The organism is Flavobacterium luminosum, assembly GCF_023635005.1.
Taxonomy (GTDB): Bacteria; Bacteroidota; Bacteroidia; order Flavobacteriales; family Flavobacteriaceae; genus Flavobacterium; species Flavobacterium luminosum.
Genome location: NZ_JAMLJM010000005.1, coordinates 172,107 through 187,690, shown reverse-complemented (window position 1 = coordinate 187,690; position 15,584 = coordinate 172,107). Strand labels below are relative to the sequence as shown.

General features: G+C 32.6%; 15 protein-coding genes. 2 read left to right on the top strand and 13 right to left on the bottom strand.

Going from position 1 to position 15,584, the window contains the following annotated elements; genetic code table 11:
* The first annotated feature begins 131 nt into the window (after positions 1–131).
* Entirely contained in the window at positions 132–2,990 is a 2,859-nt protein-coding gene (locus NAT50_RS08455; protein WP_250592831.1) for a sensor histidine kinase, read from the top strand.
* Positions 2,987–3,736 carry a LytR/AlgR family response regulator transcription factor gene (locus tag NAT50_RS08450; RefSeq protein WP_250592830.1) on the top strand — a complete coding sequence of 250 codons (750 nt, stop codon included), beginning with the start codon at positions 2,987–2,989 and terminating at the stop codon, positions 3,734–3,736. Before NAT50_RS08455 ends, NAT50_RS08450 begins: the two co-directional genes overlap by 4 nt.
* Before the next feature lies 1 nt (position 3,737).
* Here NAT50_RS08450 and aroA read toward each other — a convergent pair whose 3' ends face one another.
* The 13 genes from aroA to NAT50_RS08385 all read right to left on the bottom strand — a co-directional run bounded on the left by aroA (position 3,738) and on the right by NAT50_RS08385 (position 15,582).
* Entirely contained in the window at positions 3,738–4,985 is a 1,248-nt protein-coding gene (gene aroA / locus NAT50_RS08445) for a 3-phosphoshikimate 1-carboxyvinyltransferase (RefSeq protein ID WP_250592828.1), read from the bottom strand.
* Positions 4,985–5,311, bottom strand: a complete 327-nt coding sequence (locus NAT50_RS08440; RefSeq protein WP_250592826.1) for a DMT family transporter — start codon at positions 5,309–5,311, stop codon at positions 4,985–4,987. The genes aroA and NAT50_RS08440 overlap by 1 nt, the downstream gene beginning before the upstream one ends.
* A gap of 95 nt (positions 5,312–5,406) precedes the next feature.
* Positions 5,407–5,733: a nucleotide pyrophosphohydrolase gene (locus tag NAT50_RS08435; protein ID WP_250592825.1), complete on the bottom strand. Its 327-nt coding sequence runs from the start codon at positions 5,731–5,733 to the stop codon at positions 5,407–5,409.
* Between the two features lies 1 nt (position 5,734).
* A complete protein-coding gene (locus NAT50_RS08430) occupies positions 5,735–7,741 on the bottom strand; it encodes a DUF3857 domain-containing protein (protein WP_250592824.1) in 2,007 nt (668 codons plus the stop codon).
* Between the two features lie 5 nt (positions 7,742–7,746).
* Positions 7,747–9,630 carry a DUF3857 domain-containing protein gene (locus NAT50_RS08425; RefSeq protein WP_250592822.1) on the bottom strand — a complete coding sequence of 628 codons (1,884 nt, stop codon included), beginning with the start codon at positions 9,628–9,630 and terminating at the stop codon, positions 7,747–7,749.
* 35 nt (positions 9,631–9,665) lie between these two features.
* Positions 9,666–10,118 carry a D-aminoacyl-tRNA deacylase gene (gene dtd / locus NAT50_RS08420; protein WP_250592821.1) on the bottom strand — a complete coding sequence of 151 codons (453 nt, stop codon included), beginning with the start codon at positions 10,116–10,118 and terminating at the stop codon, positions 9,666–9,668.
* A complete protein-coding gene (rsgA, locus tag NAT50_RS08415) occupies positions 10,118–11,086 on the bottom strand; it encodes a ribosome small subunit-dependent GTPase A (protein ID WP_250592820.1) in 969 nt (322 codons plus the stop codon). The genes dtd and rsgA overlap by 1 nt, the downstream gene beginning before the upstream one ends.
* 78 nt (positions 11,087–11,164) lie before the next feature.
* Positions 11,165–11,686 (bottom strand): hypothetical protein, encoded by a 522-nt coding sequence (locus tag NAT50_RS08410; protein WP_250592819.1) that lies wholly within the window; start codon positions 11,684–11,686, stop codon positions 11,165–11,167.
* 55 nt (positions 11,687–11,741) lie between these two features.
* Positions 11,742–12,824, bottom strand: a complete 1,083-nt coding sequence (locus NAT50_RS08405; protein WP_250592818.1) for a bifunctional 3-deoxy-7-phosphoheptulonate synthase/chorismate mutase type II — start codon at positions 12,822–12,824, stop codon at positions 11,742–11,744.
* Between the two features lie 39 nt (positions 12,825–12,863).
* On the bottom strand, positions 12,864–13,685 hold the full coding sequence (locus NAT50_RS08400) for a prephenate dehydratase (RefSeq protein WP_250592817.1): 822 nt from the start codon (positions 13,683–13,685) through the stop codon (positions 12,864–12,866).
* Positions 13,686–13,892: 207 nt separating this feature from the next.
* Positions 13,893–14,573 (bottom strand): GTP cyclohydrolase I FolE, encoded by a 681-nt coding sequence (folE, locus tag NAT50_RS08395; RefSeq protein ID WP_408610663.1) that lies wholly within the window; start codon positions 14,571–14,573, stop codon positions 13,893–13,895.
* A 17-nt stretch (positions 14,574–14,590) separates the two neighbouring features.
* Positions 14,591–15,274, bottom strand: a complete 684-nt coding sequence (locus NAT50_RS08390; protein ID WP_250592815.1) for an SDR family NAD(P)-dependent oxidoreductase — start codon at positions 15,272–15,274, stop codon at positions 14,591–14,593.
* Complete coding sequence (locus NAT50_RS08385) at positions 15,271–15,582, bottom strand: TIGR03643 family protein (protein ID WP_250592814.1); 312 nt, start codon at positions 15,580–15,582, stop codon at positions 15,271–15,273. The genes NAT50_RS08390 and NAT50_RS08385 overlap by 4 nt, the downstream gene beginning before the upstream one ends.
* Positions 15,583–15,584 lie beyond the last annotated feature (2 nt).

Genomic DNA, 15,584 nt, shown 5'->3' with positions numbered 1-15,584 from the left:
CGAAACTGCATTTTGAGTTAACGAAAACAAAAACAAAATAAAAACCACTTCTTCATTAACTGAAATAGGAATTTGATTAACTGAATAATAACAGAATTAATTATATTTTTACATTTGAACAAAATCTAGAATTGAAATACCTTTATAGCATATTCATACTATTATTAACCCAAATTACTTTTGGGCAAAATCCGTATTTCAACACCATAGATAAATCGCAAGGATTACTAACTAATAGTGTTTATGATATTTTTCAGGATAAAGACACCTTTATGTGGTTTGCTACTGAAAAAGGTCTGTGTCAATTTAATGGTTACACTTTTCAATATTTTAGCACAAGCGATATGACTTCAAAAGCCGGTTCTTGCATTCAACAAGATGCTTTCGGAAGAATTTGGTACGAGAACTTTGATGGTTATTTATATTATGTAGAAAATAATCAATTGAAAAAGTTGAATCAAAACAAATCAATTGGTTACTTTAAATTTGGAATTATCAAAGACCAATTGTATATCATTAATGAAAATATGATTGATGTTTACGATTTGAAAACATTGTTATTAAAAAAAGAAATAAAACTCAATACAAAAGATTCGAAATATATTTTTTTTAGTGATGAAACGATTTATGTTTTTGCTCATCAGTTAATAATCATTAAAAATGATGTAATTCAGAAAAAAGTCGAATTCCCAGAAGGTTTCCTAGAAAATTTCAACTCCATTTTGGTTGAAAAAAATAAAAACGGATTATTAATTGGTTCCAAATTTTCAAACTATTGTTATCTTTTTTCTAACAACCAATTCGCTAGAAAAGAATTAAATCTAGAAAATACAATTGTTCAAAATTTGAGTTGGTGTAACAATAAAAATTGGCTTTGTACTACAACCGGAATCATAGAAATGGATTGCGAATTGGGCACAAAACGTCAATTCTTCAACGGAACAAATATTTCTTATATCTACAAAACCAAAAACAACAATTATTGGATTTCTACTTTAACCGAAGGTTTATTTTACATTGAAGATTTTGACACACAACTAATTAGTTCTCACGAAAGTTTAACTTCTTTGTGTTTTAAAAACGACCAATTAGTTATTGGAACCAAAAATGATAAAATTCTCTCTTTAGAAAAAAAACAGTTTAAAACTATTTTTACTGGAAAAGACAACCACCAAATGGGGCAAGTTTTTCATGATAAAATCTCTAACCAATTGTATTTTACTTCTTCCAAATTTGGTGTTTTAAATTCTGCGCTAAAACTAACCAAAGAATTACCCATTGCTGTTAAAAGTGTTTGCGCTGTCGATCATAAATATATCGCGTTTGCCGCCAGTAGTTCTTCCGGATTGATTAAAACAAATGACAACAGCAAAAGCGATTGGGATTTTGTTTACGAAAGTTTTATCCAATTAAAAAACCACAACTACAACAATATTGTCATCAATGCTAAAGGAAAATCTACAGCTTACGACAGTATCCATAAAACGATTTATTTTGCTACCAATAACGGTTTGTTTTATATTGGTCAAAATGGTTTACTTTCCGAATTAAAACATAAAAACACCTCATTAAACATTACCAAACTTTCATATGAAAAAGGTATAATTTATGCTTGTAATGGCGATTTGAATATCTTCCAAATAGAAAAAAATACAATTTCAGAGATTAATTTCCCAGCAACCATTCAAAAAGAAAATGTAGAAAGAACGATTCTTAAAAACGGATTACTTTTTATCATTACCAATAAATATATTTTTGAATACGATTTAAACACTCAAAAACCGAAACAAATCATTCATATTAATAGCAATATTGAAGTGAATGATATTATCCTGAAAAACAACAGCTATTACATTTCGACCAATAGAGGTTTAATTATCAAAAAACAAGAAGTTTACAATCGTTCCAATCCTATTTTTAGTATTGAAAACATAAAAATAAATAATGAAGTTGTAACAAAATTAAAACTTGATGATTTAGCTTATGTTGAAAATAACATTCATATCAATTATCGTTTCTTATCGCCAACGCCTTTTGAAGAACACGAATTGTTGTATCGAATTAACGAATCGCAATGGCAAAAATCCGATATTGTAAATTCGGAATTGGTTTTAAACTCCCTAAATCACGGAAATTATACGGTAGAATTTGCACTTAATGCCGCTTTTAAAAATACAACCAAAATTCATTTTACTATAAATCGTCCGTTTTGGTTGCAATTTCCTTTCATTTTTGGAGTAACGCTTTTTATTTTGGGTTGCATTTATTGGTTGTACCAAAATAACATCAAGAAAATTCAAAAGCGTAATCAAATGGTTTTGGATAAAATCAACTTGGAAAAAAACGTGAATCAATCGAAGTTAAAAGCCATAAAATCGCAAATGAATCCGCATTTCTTTTACAATGCGTTAAACACGTTACAGTCATTTATTTTGTCGAACGAAAAGCGTTTGGCTATTGATTATTTGTCGAAATTTTCAAACCTAACGCGAACCATTTTAGAAATGACGGAGAAAGATTTTATTTCAATTGCCGAGGAAGTTAAAACACTACAACTGTATTTGGATATTGAAAAAGGTCGTTTTGATGAAGATTTTAGTTACGAGATACAAATAGGGAAAAATATAGACCAAGAAAGCATTAAAATTCCAACGATGTTATTGCAACCTTATGTAGAAAATGCGGTAAAACACGGATTGCTTCACAAACAAGGCGATAAAAAAGTAGTCATTTCGTTTGAGAAACAAAACAATGAGCTATCGATAAAAATTGACGACAATGGCATTGGCCGTCAAAAAAGCAGCGAATTGAATCAAATTAAAAACAAAAATCATCAATCGTTTGCTACTGAAGCGTTACAAAACCGAATTGACTTGTTGAATGAATACAATCATAAAAACATTTCTTTAAAAATAATTGACAAACACAATCTACAAAATCAACCTACGGGAACATTAGTAGAAATAATAATACCGATACACACCCTATGATGAAAGCTATAATTATTGATGATGAAAAAAGAGCTCGCTTAAACTTATCACTTCTAGTTGACGAATATTGCAAAAATGTTGAAGTGGTTGCTGAATGCGAGAATCTTCCAGAAGGTGTAAAAGCGATTCGTAAACATCAACCTGATTTGGTTTTACTTGACATTGAAATGCCAGGTCATAGCGGTTTGGAGTTATTGGACTTTTTTGATGAAAACGAAGTGAAATTCAAAATCATTTTCACAACTGCTTATCACGAATATGCGTTGCAAGCGTTCAAATTTTCGGCAGTGGATTATTTATTAAAACCAATCAATCCAGAAGAATTATCCAATGCCATTGCCAGAATTGAAAAACAAAAATCAACCGAAACAAACTATTCGCTTTTAAAGGAAACCATGAAACAGGATGTATTACAACGTATTGCGGTGCCAAGTGGTAATAGTATTTTGTTTTTGGAAACGGAAGACATTCAATTCATCAAAGGAGACGGCGCTTATTCAGAAATTAAATGTGCTAATGATGTAAAGCATGTGGTAAGTAGAAATTTGAAAAACTTCGAAGATATTTTATGCAGTAACCCTAGTTTTGTTCGCATTCACAAATCGTATATTGTCAACGTAAATTTTGTTTCGGCTTATAACAAATCGGATGGTGGAAATTTGGTATTAAAAAATGGTTTGCAATTACCAATTTCATCCGATAAAGTACAAACCATTTTAGATAGTATTCAATTGATCAAAAGATAATTTATGCTATTTGAAAACCTACTGCTTTTAAATCGTTCCAAAAATCCGGATACGATTTGGAAACCACTTCAGCTTCTTCAATAACAATAGGAACACGAAGTGCTAAAGGTGCAAAAGCCATTGCCATTCTATGGTCTTGATACGTTTTAATTGCAATATTTTCATTGATTGAATTCGAAGGTTGTAAATGCAACGAATCATTGGTTACTGAAATCTCGGCACCTAATTTCGTCAACTCAGCTTTCAATGCTTCTAGACGATCAGTTTCTTTAATTTTTAACGTGTGTAATCCAAATAAATCACATCCAATTCCTAACCCAAAACATGTAACCGAAATAGTTTGAGCGATGTCGGGACAATCTTTTAGGTTTTGGGTCAAAGGTAAAAGGTTATGGGCTTTTTCTTTTGAAATTGTGATTGTATTATTTTCATTGAATAAAGTTTCAACTCCAAAATCTTTATAAATTTCAGCCAAAGCAGCATCGCCTTGCAAACTGTTTTTCTTGTAACTCGATAAGGTGATTTGCGTTCCAATTTCAGACAAAGCCACAATAGAATACCAATACGAAACCGAGCTCCAGTCTGATTCAACTGTTATTGGTTGATGGTTGATGGTTGATGGTTGATGGTTGACTTTAATTGTGTTATTTTCAAAAGAAGTTTGTACACCAATTTCATTCAATAACGCCAACGTCATTTTGATATACGGAACCGAAGTAATTTCACCTTCGAGTGTTAATACTAAACCATTTTCTAATTTTGGCGCAATCAACAACAAAGCAGAAATATATTGGCTACTCACATTTGCAGGTAATGACACTTTATTTTGCGATAGTTTTTTACCAATAATTTTAATTGGCGGAAAACCTACATTTTCAACATACGAAATCTCAGCACCTAATTGTTGTAAAGCTTCTACTAAGATTTTAATCGGGCGTTCCTTCATTCGAGAAGAACCCGTTAACAACACTTCTTTTCCTTCTTGAATCGAGAAAAAAGCGGTAAGAAAACGCATCGCCGTTCCCGCGTGATGAACGTCTATGGTTTGGGTGATGGGTGATGGGTGATGGGTAAAAGTTAATGCCTTTTGCGTCACTTCTGAATCATCTGAATTTGAAATATTGGTTATGTCTAAATTTGGATACAAAGCTTGTAACAACAGTAATCGGTTTGTTTCAGATTTACTTCCCGTTATTGTAACTTGTAACTCTTGATTTTTGACTTTTGACTTTTGTAAATGTAAATTCATTATTCAGAAACGTATTTTAATCCAACGATAGAGACAATTAATGTCATTAGAAAGAAAATTCGCCAGAAAGTTGCCGGTTCTTTGAAAATAAAAATTCCGACTAAAACACTTCCTACAGCTCCAATTCCTGTCCAAACGGCATATGCTGTCCCAATTGGAATATCTTTGGTTACTTTTACTAATAGCACCATGCTGATGGTTAGACAGACTAAAAAACCTAAATACCAAAACCACATAGTTTGACCTGAAGTTTCTTTGGCTTTACCTAAACAACTAGCAAAACCGACTTCAAATAATCCGGCTATGATTAGTAAAATCCAGTTCATATTTTATGGGTAAAAGGTTTATGGTAAAAGGTTTATGGTAAAAAATTCTCAACATCAACAAGTGAACTTATACCTATAACCTTTTGCCATAAACCTTATTTAAGTTTATTATTATTATGATGACGATCGTGATCGCGTTTGGTTTTTAAATCCATTTTCTTGTCGAAGGCTGCCTGTAAGTCAACTCCCGTTTGGTTGGCTAAACATAAAACTACAAAAACTACATCGGCTAGCTCTTCGCCTAAGTCTTTGTTTTTATCACTTTCTTTTTCCGACTGTTCGCCATATCTACGCGCAATAATTCGGGCTACTTCACCTACTTCTTCAGTAAGTTGTGCCATATTGGTTAACTCATTAAAATAACGAACTCCGTGTTCTTTGATCCAATTATCAACTTCTAATTGTGCGTTTTTGATATTCATATTAAGCTTTTTTTAGAACTATTTTTTCGGTTTGTTTTTTTACAATTTCATTGAAAAACATTTTAAAATCAGCATAATCTTCTGGTGAAATGATATTTGTTTTAATATCTAGAACTGAAGTTACTTGAATTTGTTTTCCGTTAGTATTGATTATATATTTAAATCCTGCAATATCATCTCCAAAAATCAAATTAGCAGAAGTTGGAATTGATTCTACTACATAACCATCAGGAATATTGATTATAGATAAAAATTTATCTTGATCTGGGTATGAGAAATCGATAGGATAATCTCTTACTTCTTGCTTAAAAGGATTTTCACTCATCACAAAGAAAAATAAAGGAGAAATATATAATTTGTCCGCCACTTTTTCGATCTCATTATTGGTTTTAAAAGAAAATGTTTCGATGACAGGCTTAGACAAATCTGTTTTATTATCTACTTTATATTCAGATATCTCAGCGTTCCCGTATCTTTTTTCTAAAATTTCGAGATAATTATCGGTGTTAACTTTTCCATACTTACTTCTAAAGTTAAAAGCATCATGAGCATTTTTTTGTATGAAAATTTTTCCTTCAACAATACCTTCAGAAGTCAAGTTAGCCATAATATTGGTAGCTTCTTTCGAAATAAATTTAGGAGAAAGATTAACACTAGTAGAAGATCCATTTTTTCTAATAAGTCTACCATTCCAGTTGATGGCTCTGTGCGGTAAAACATCCGGCACACTATTTTTATCCGTTGCATCTAAAAGAATTACATCATTTTCTATTTCGATACCTGCGATAACGTAATCGAAGGCATTACGACTTGGATATAAAGCTATTCCATTAGAACGACTACTCACCAAAATTGGATTCGCTTCAATCCCAGCATAACGCAACATTGCTACTAGCATTAGGTTAATTTCAGCAACATTTCCTGATTTCTTTTTAAAAGCTTCTTTAACGCCGTCGTGACAATAATAATCATGGTAACCGTTCCAATTCATGTATTCTTTTACATAACTGAAAATCAAACCTATTTTTTGATCCTTAACTGTAACTCCGTTTAATAACTGATTTATCTCGTTTTCAAAGTATCCTGTTTTAGACAACTCTGAACCAAAACTATCCGATTGGTAAATCTTAGAACAAATCGTCTCCCAATCTGTTGAGTAATTTTCAAACGGTCTTTCCGGCATTCTCACAGAAGATAACTCATGCTGTAAGATAACCATGTAATTACTAATATTGTTTACAAAATTTTCATCCTTTAAAGCTGGCACATTACTAATAGTGTACTTTGCAATACTTTCCTGAAATTTTATATTATAAGTACCTCTTTCAGATCTAAAACCACCTGCACTATTAACCATTTCTTGGTAGGTTCCTTGATAATTATTCTCTCTTTGATCTAACTCTACTTTAGGAGTCAAATGTCCTTTAATATGGGTATTGTATTTAAAATACTCAGGAATATAGGTAGTATATTCACAATAATTGATAGGAATTGAGGTTTGAAAATCCCAATCTTTAAAGCTTCCATAATTAGGAGAGATTAATTTATAACTGAACTCGATAATACTGCCTTCTTTTACATCTGGCATCATAATTTTCTTTTGTCCCCAGAATCGAGAAACTTTTTCATCGAATTCTCCATCACTTTTAAGTTTAGTCTTAACGATTTTGTTATTCACTAAATTATACGTGACTGCATTAGAAAAATATAAGGATTCCTTTGAAGAACCTTCCAAATAATATCTTACTGCATGGTTAGCCCAATCATATCCCTGTTTTTTATAAATTTTAATTTTGATATCCACTTTAGTCTCGGTGGAAAAACCTTTGGTGGAATTATATACGAATTGCGTGGTACCCTTTTTAAATAAAATGGCAGCTACGGCAGAAGTATCCTTTGGATGTTTTTTTTCTTCGAGTTCTTGAACCGTTACATTTCCTAACTCAACTTTTTGCGAAAATCCCCCTGATGTCGCTAAAATTGAAAGAATAATAAAAAAGTTTTTCATGTTTGTTATTTGTTTGATTGTAATACTAATTTGGAATTATCATTTTTGGCTATTTGTTCTCTGAATTTTCTAAATTCTTCATATTCTTCTACACTATAAAGTCCTTTCTTTATGAGTAATTTTCTTTTGTATTGTATTTTATTTGCCTCTAAAAATAGTATTTCTGTGCTGTACGTCCCAAATTTTGTTTCCAAATTTACATTCTCAGGCTTAGCAATAACTTTTTCAGATTGTGGCAACTCGATGTCGATGATATCTTCATCGTAATATCCTTTATCTATTTCAAACTGTTTTTTCCTGTTTCTGTATCGTTGTGGCGTTTTATAATTTTGATTTAAAACATTTAACAAAAGCATTTTATCTGCTCCTGTTTTTTTTACAAACTCAGGGACACTGATTTTTATAGTTTCATTAAACTTAACATTCTCTTTATCATTAACAAATCGAAGATCATCAATTGTTAAGTTATTCACATATGACCATCTTTCCTTATAATGATCTTTGGTTTCTTTTAATGGAAGTAACTCAAATCGTGTCATTGTATCATATTGAATACCAGTATAGCTAATCTGTGCTTCCATTTTCATCGAGCCATCTTCGTGTATGACAATTTTACCATTGGTTACTTGGGCATTGTCTTTATCTATATACTTATTGGTTCTTACCAATTCTCCTCCCTCAGGTTTGATTAACAAGGCGACTCTATCATCGGTAAAATCACCTTCAAAACCAAAAGCTTGAGTCTGACTGGTACATTCTAAAAAAATCATTTTATTTTTGTAGGGCAACGATAAAACAGCATGATTACCCTGCATCGAAACAAAATCCTCCAAAATATCTCTCCTCTCTCCACCATAAATCACTGTATAATAAGAGGGTACTCCTACTACATCTAACAATGCTTTAGTATAATTACTCAATGCTTTACAATCACCGTATCCCAAACGATCTACATTTTTAGCAGGCATAGGTTTCCAACCTCCAATACCTAATTGAATACTAACATATCTGGTTTTATTTTGTACAAAACGATAAACAATTGCAGCCTTTTTAAGAGGATCTGTCTCATTTGCTACTAAAGTTTTTATTCTATTTTGTGTTTCTAAAGGAAGCTCTGTACTTTCTTTCAAAAGTTTTTCATTCATCCATAATCCAAATTCTTTCCAAGATTTAGCACTACCTTCCACTCCTTCTAACATAAATTTATCTAAACCAAACAAAACATGAACCGGTTTCGATGGTGCATACTCTTCATGTTTTTCTGCTACCAAATTTTCAATAGAATATTGCAAAGAATTGGTTGTTTCATGCTTTACAATTTTCTTGTCGCCAAAATCCATTTCTTTATACTTAAAACCTAGATGAGATGGATAACTAATCTTGAATACCGATCTCTGAACACTTTCAAAATAATCGTCTATTGGATACCAAGTAGGGATAAATGCTGTATTCGAAGTTTGTACTTCACTCTGATAAACAATAGTAAAAGGATATTCTGTAGGGGTGTAATTTAATTTTAGTACTCTGGTATCAGAAACATCCGAGGCGTCTCCAGCAACACTATAATCACTAAAATCTTTTCGTTTAATTTTCTTAAGTTCTTTGCCTAGAGAATCATAAACAATGGCCTCTATATTTTTTATCGTTGTAGTTTGATCGAAATACTCAACAGCATCAATATTTCGTATTCCATATTCGTTAAAAACAGTAATAGTTTTAAGTGTTTTAATTACCATTTGTGATATGGATTTAATTTCAACAGACACTTCTTGATTTCGTATGACACTATTAGCATTTTCTTTAAGTTCTGCTGGAATCCCTAAAACCGTAGTAGTTAAATCTTGGGGAAAAACTGGAGCGGCCAATAAAAAATTTATTAGCAACATCATTTTAGTTAGTTTCATTCGTTGTTTATTGTTTGTTTTTATTCTTTATTCTTAGTATCAATAATTATAGTTACTGGTCCATCATTGAGTAAAGATACTTTCATATCGGCACCAAACTGACCGGTTTGAATTGCTTTCCCCAATTCTCTCTCCATCTGTTGTACAAAGGCTTCATAAAGCGGAATAGCTATCTCAGGCTTTGATGCTTTGATATAACTTGGTCGATTTCCTTTTTTGGTTAAAGCATGTAATGTAAATTGACTCACTACAATCATTTCTCCATCAATTTCTTTGACAGATAAATTCATAACACCATTCTCGTCCCCAAAAATTCTGAGATTGGCAATTTTAGCTGTTAACCAATTAATATCTTCCTGAGTATCGGCATCTTCAATCCCGATCAGTACCAGTAATCCTTGTTGTATGGAGGCAATACTGTTCCCCTTGACAGTTACCGAAGCCTGCAAAACTCTTTGAATTACTGCTCTCATTATTCTTCGTTTGTGTTTTTCCCATCTCCGTAGATATCTGAACGATAATGTTCGTCTTCTCCTTCTAGGATTTGTATATAACTTTTATATCTTGACCAAGCAATATCATCATTCTCCAAAGCTTCCTTAACCGCACAATGTGGTTCTTCTTTGTGAAGACAGTTGTTAAATTTACATTGGTCTTTTAAAGCGAAAAACTCAGGGAAATAATCCCCAATTTCTTGTTTTTCCATATCGACAACACCAAATCCTCTAATACCCGGTGTGTCTATAATTTTCGCACCAAAACTTAAATCGAACATTTCAGCAAAAGTAGTCGTATGCTGTCCTTGCGAATGCGAATCTGAAATCTCTTTGGTTTTCAAGTTCAGAGATGGTTCTAAGGCATTAACCAAAGTTGACTTACCTACTCCAGAATGTCCAGAAAACATTGATACTTTATCTTTCATCAAAGATTTCAGTTCCTCTATTCCTTTGCCTTCGATAGCCGAAACTCTTAAACATTTGTATCCGATTGTTGAATAAATATATTGAAGGTACAACTGCTCGTCTAAAGCGGCTTCGTCATAAGTATCAATTTTATTAAAAACCAAAACGGCTTCAATACCGTAAGCCTCTGCCGTTACTAAGAAACGATCGATAAAACTGGTAGTCGTTACTGGGTTATTAATAGTTACCAGCAAAAAAACGGTATCTATATTAGACGCAATGATATGAGTTTGTTTGGAAAGATTTACTGATTTTCGGACAATATAATTCTTCCGATCATGAATATTCGTTATTATCCCTACTGTTACATCAGCGGAAGTATCCAACTCATAATCAACTACATCTCCTACAGCAATGGGATTAGTACTTTTGATTCCTTTGATTCGGAACTTTCCTTTGATTCGGCATTCCAGAAATTGATTTTCTTCCGTTTTAACGGTGTACCAACTTCCAGTAGATTTATAAACGATTCCTGTCATAGATGCAAAGATATTGCTTCTTTAGAGAATAAAAAAGGCTGCATAAAAGCAGCCTTAATTTTTTCTTGTTTTGGATTATTAGTTGTATTTATATCCAATTCCTTTTTTAATCGCTTGAGAACCTCCCAAAGCATTAGAATTAGCTCCAACAGTAGTTTTATCTGCTGTTAACAGGATAAACGGACAACCTATTTTAGCTGCGTCCATTTTTAGTTTTTTCTCAGCTTTTTTATCTCCTGTATTTCCTGTTTGGAAATTAATTAATCCTGTTTTACCTCTCACTTCATCTCCTTTTTTCAATCCAGCAATGTATGCTTTATCTTCAAGAATAACTACTTTTTCCCAATCGTCTTCTCCGTTCACTACGATTTTGTCAGTCATTTGCTCTACACGACCACTTTTGTATACAACTTTTTCTACTGCATACTTACTTAAAGTGTTTTCTGTGTCTTCGCCATCGTATTTAAAAACAAGAGTGTACTCTTCTACTTTAATTACTTTACCATTGATTTCTTCCCCGTTGTGCTTGAAAATTTTATCAGTTTGAGCATTCGCAACTAAACCGAAAAAAATAGTCATTAAAAAAATAATTTTTTTCATTGTCTATAATTAGTTTTAAAGTTTGGACGAAAGTATAAAAAAACATTATAAGTTGTTAATTTTTATAAACTTTTTCTTGATGATTAATACTCTCCTGATGAATTGCTTTAAATAATTTCAAAACAAACTCTTCGCTAAGCCCTTTTTCTTCCCCTTCTAAAATCATTCTTCCTAAAATTTCGTTCCAACGATTGTTTTGAAGAATGGCTACGTTTTTTTCTTTTTTTAATAACCCAATCGAATCTGCAGCTTTCATTCGCATGGCTAAAATTTCAAGTAATTTGGCATCTAAATCATCTATCTGCATTCTTAACTTGGAAAGCCTCACACTATAATCATCCTCAGAATCAGTTTCTTTACGTACTTTTAGTTCCACAAACATTTGTTTCAGCGAAGAAGGGGTTACTTGTTGGGCAGCATCACTCCATGCTTTATCTGGATTACAGTGCGTCTCAATAATTAAACCATCGTAATTTAAGTCTAACGCTTGTTGCGACACTTCTTGTATCATATCCCTCTTACCGGTGATGTGGGAAGGATCACAAATGAGCGGTAAATCCGGAAATTTACTTTGCAAATCAATAGCTATTTGCCACTCTGGATTATTTCTGTACTTGGTTTTTTCATAAGTAGAAAAACCTCGATGAATAACTCCCAACTTTTTAATTCCGGCATTATACAAACGCTCTAAACCTCCTAACCAAAGCGACAAATCTGGATTGACTGGATTTTTTAATAATACTATTTTATCTGTATTTTGTAATGCATCGGCAATTTCTTGTACGGCAAAAGGATTTACAGTGGTTCGGGCTCCAATCCACAAAATGTCTATATCGTGTGCCAAAGCTAATTTTACATGTTCGGCTGTAGCCACTTCTGTAGCGATGAGCATTCTCGTTTCTTTTTTTACTCTTTGTAACCAGGGTAATCCAATGGCTCCCACACCTTCAAAGCCGCCGGGACGTGTTCTAGGCTTCCAAATTCCTGCTCTAAATATACTGACGTCAGAATCCTTTAATTCATGAGCGATTTCTAATACTTGTTCTTCTGTTTCTGCACTACAAGGGCCTGCTATGACTAATGGATGTGACAACTGAAAATCGTCTAACCATTTTCTTAAATCTTTACTATTTTCCATCGTTCTAAATATACTGTAAATTTAAAATTATTTTTTCTTTTATTCTTGCGGTTCTCCTGCTTGATATTCTCCTAAAACCTTAAAATGTGTTGTCATGATCTCCAATAATTTTTTTGCTTTTTCATAGTGCTTATATTTTTCAAAAACCACATCGACAAAAAAAGAATATTGAAAAGGTTGTTCGATAATGGGCAACGACTGGATTTTCGTTAAATTCAACTTACAATTGTTCAAGACATTTAACACCGTGGCCAAACTTCCCGGCGTATCGTCTAACTCGAATTTCAAAGAAGCTTTGTTTGACAATTCTGCTTTTTCAAGATCTTTATTTTTCAGAATAACAAATCGGGTTTTATTACTTTTTACCGTGTGCACACTTTTAGCTAATATTTCTAAATCATATAGGTCCGATGCAATAGGTCCAGCCAAGGCCCCTATTCCTTTTAGTTGTTTTTCTTTGATTTGTTTTGCGGCAAATGCGGTATCAGAACTTTCAACCAGTTTAATGTGTGGATAATCTTCAAAAAAATTAGCGCACTGTAATAAGGCAATCGGATGGGAATGTACTTCGTGAATATCTTCAATGCTTTGATCGGGTAAAGCCATAAAATGCATGTCTATATTGAGAAAATATTCTCCAATAATTTGCAAATCAAACGTATCGATTAAAGCATAATTCGGCAAAATCGTTCCTGCTATAGAATTTTCAATAGCCATCACACCTGTTGTCGCTTCTTTATTTTTTAATTGATTTGCTACTTCTCGAAAAGAATGACAGATCAATATTTCTTGTTCTACCCCAAAGTAATTTTGCGCTACTTGATGATGAAAAGACCCTTTTATTCCCTGAATTGCTACCATATTGTATCAAAAAAAATCCCGATGTATCAGTACATCGGGATTGTATTATATATAACTTTAAGTCAACTTTAGTTTACACAATAACAATCCCGCATCTGATACCAGAAGTAAAAGAAGAAATTGTTAAAATATGCAAATAGGTTGTTCATGTATTTCTAAATGTCTATGACAAAGATATTAAAAGTATTTAGAACCAATGCTATAAAATTACATTTTTAAATAATTATGTAATTCAATTACTTTTTGCTCATTTTGGAACACTCCTCCATAATAACTAGTCACGGTTGCCGAACTTTCGTCTTTGATACCACGAGAAGAAACACACAAATGCTTAGCATCCACAATTACAGCAATATCTTCTGTTTCTAAAATTTCTTGTAACTCTAAACCAATTTGCATCGTCAATCGTTCTTGCACTTGTGGTCTTTGAGCAAAATACTGAACAATTCGGTTAATTTTTGACAAACCAATTACTTTTCCTTTTGAAATATATGCCACATGAATTTTGCCATAAATAGGCACGAAATGATGTTCGCAATTCGAGTAAAACGTAATGTTTTTTTCTACCAACATCTGATTATATTGGTATTTATTTTCAAAAAGAGCCACTTGAGGTTTATTTGCCGGATTTAATCCACAGAAAATTTCATCGATATACATTTTAGCCACACGTTGTGGTGTCCCTTTTAATGAATCATCTGTTAAATTCAGACCTAAAATTTCCATAATTTCTTTGAAATGATAGGCTACTTTTTCTTTCTTCTCTGCATCAGAGATTGCAAAAGCATCCGCTTTCATGGGTGTTTCTACAGAGGTAAATAAATGGTTGTCTCCTATTTCATCGATAGAAAATGAGACTAATTTTGATTTATCTAATGTTGGGTTCATTGTCATAGCTTTTAAATTTAGTTGCTGATAGAAATCAGTCCATTATCTTGTATAAAAATTTGCCCAGTGATTCCATTCGAGGTATCACTTAATAAAAACACAGCCGTTTTAGCCACATCTTCAGGTTGTAAAATGCGTTTCAATGGATGTTTAGCCACCATATTTTCCTTGATGGTTTCATTTCTTAAAATGCCTGCCGCCAAAGGCGTTTCTACGATGGAAGGAGCAATAGCATTTACACGTATTTTTGGAGCTAACTCAGCTGCTAAACTTTTCACTAATCCTTCAACTGCACCTTTTGCTGCCCCTATACTCGCATGAAAAGACATGCCTCGTTGTGCTGCCACTGAGCTAAACAATACAATACTCGCTTGCTCCGAATTCTTTAATTGAGGTAAATAATGTTGGATTATTTTCACAGCTCCCATTACATTTACTTGCCAATCATTTAGAAAATCATTCGCTGAAAGTCTATTAAAAGGTTTTAAATTAATAGTTCCAATTCCATACACTAACCCATCTAAACTCTCGATTGTTGGTAAATCATCTGTTAACGCATTTAGAGTAAAATGAGTTCCATTGAAAGTATAATCGGGAGTTGTTCTAGAAATCACATAACAAAAATCACCTTGAGCAGAAATTTGTTTGACTATTTCTTTGGAGATGCCTTTGCTTCCTCCTATTATTAAATATTTTTTCATCTTTTTGATATCTTATTTCCTGTTATTTGTCTTTGTAAAGCACACTTAAATCGGTTAATCTCTGGATTGCGTTTTTGTGCATGTTTTTGACTTACACCCGAGTTCACTCTTTTTCGCCAGAGATTAAAAGAAGAACGTTTTAATTCTTTTCTCATGATTTGGATTACCTCTTTTTCAGGAATTCCAAATTGATATTCAATAGCTTCAAAAGGCGTTCTGTCCTCCCATGCCATTTCTATGATTCTATCAATTTCAGCCTCTGTAAATGCCGAATTGGTTCTTGGCGCTATAATTTTCGCTACACTCATTT

Excerpts from the sequence above, each read along its gene's own strand:
- NAT50_RS08385 (WP_250592814.1), bottom strand. The coding sequence starts at position 15,582 with ATGAGTGTAGCGAAAATTATAGCGCCAAGAACCAATTCGGCATTTACA.
- aroA (WP_250592828.1), bottom strand. The coding sequence starts at position 4,985 with ATGAATTTACATTTACAAAAGTCAAAAGTCAAAAATCAAGAGTTACAA.
- NAT50_RS08435 (WP_250592825.1), bottom strand. The coding sequence starts at position 5,733 with ATGAATATCAAAAACGCACAATTAGAAGTTGATAATTGGATCAAAGAA.
- folE (WP_408610663.1), bottom strand. The coding sequence starts at position 14,573 with ATGAACCCAACATTAGATAAATCAAAATTAGTCTCATTTTCTATCGAT.
- NAT50_RS08410 (WP_250592819.1), bottom strand. The coding sequence starts at position 11,686 with ATGAAAAAAATTATTTTTTTAATGACTATTTTTTTCGGTTTAGTTGCG.
- rsgA (WP_250592820.1), bottom strand. The coding sequence starts at position 11,086 with ATGACAGGAATCGTTTATAAATCTACTGGAAGTTGGTACACCGTTAAA.
- dtd (WP_250592821.1), bottom strand. The coding sequence starts at position 10,118 with ATGAGAGCAGTAATTCAAAGAGTTTTGCAGGCTTCGGTAACTGTCAAG.
- NAT50_RS08425 (WP_250592822.1), bottom strand. The coding sequence starts at position 9,630 with ATGATGTTGCTAATAAATTTTTTATTGGCCGCTCCAGTTTTTCCCCAA.
- NAT50_RS08440 (WP_250592826.1), bottom strand. The coding sequence starts at position 5,311 with ATGAACTGGATTTTACTAATCATAGCCGGATTATTTGAAGTCGGTTTT.
- NAT50_RS08390 (WP_250592815.1), bottom strand. The coding sequence starts at position 15,274 with ATGAAAAAATATTTAATAATAGGAGGAAGCAAAGGCATCTCCAAAGAA.
- NAT50_RS08400 (WP_250592817.1), bottom strand. The coding sequence starts at position 13,685 with ATGGTAGCAATTCAGGGAATAAAAGGGTCTTTTCATCATCAAGTAGCG.
- NAT50_RS08450 (WP_250592830.1), top strand. The coding sequence starts at position 2,987 with ATGATGAAAGCTATAATTATTGATGATGAAAAAAGAGCTCGCTTAAAC.
- NAT50_RS08405 (WP_250592818.1), bottom strand. The coding sequence starts at position 12,824 with ATGGAAAATAGTAAAGATTTAAGAAAATGGTTAGACGATTTTCAGTTG.
- NAT50_RS08430 (WP_250592824.1), bottom strand. The coding sequence starts at position 7,741 with ATGAAAAACTTTTTTATTATTCTTTCAATTTTAGCGACATCAGGGGGA.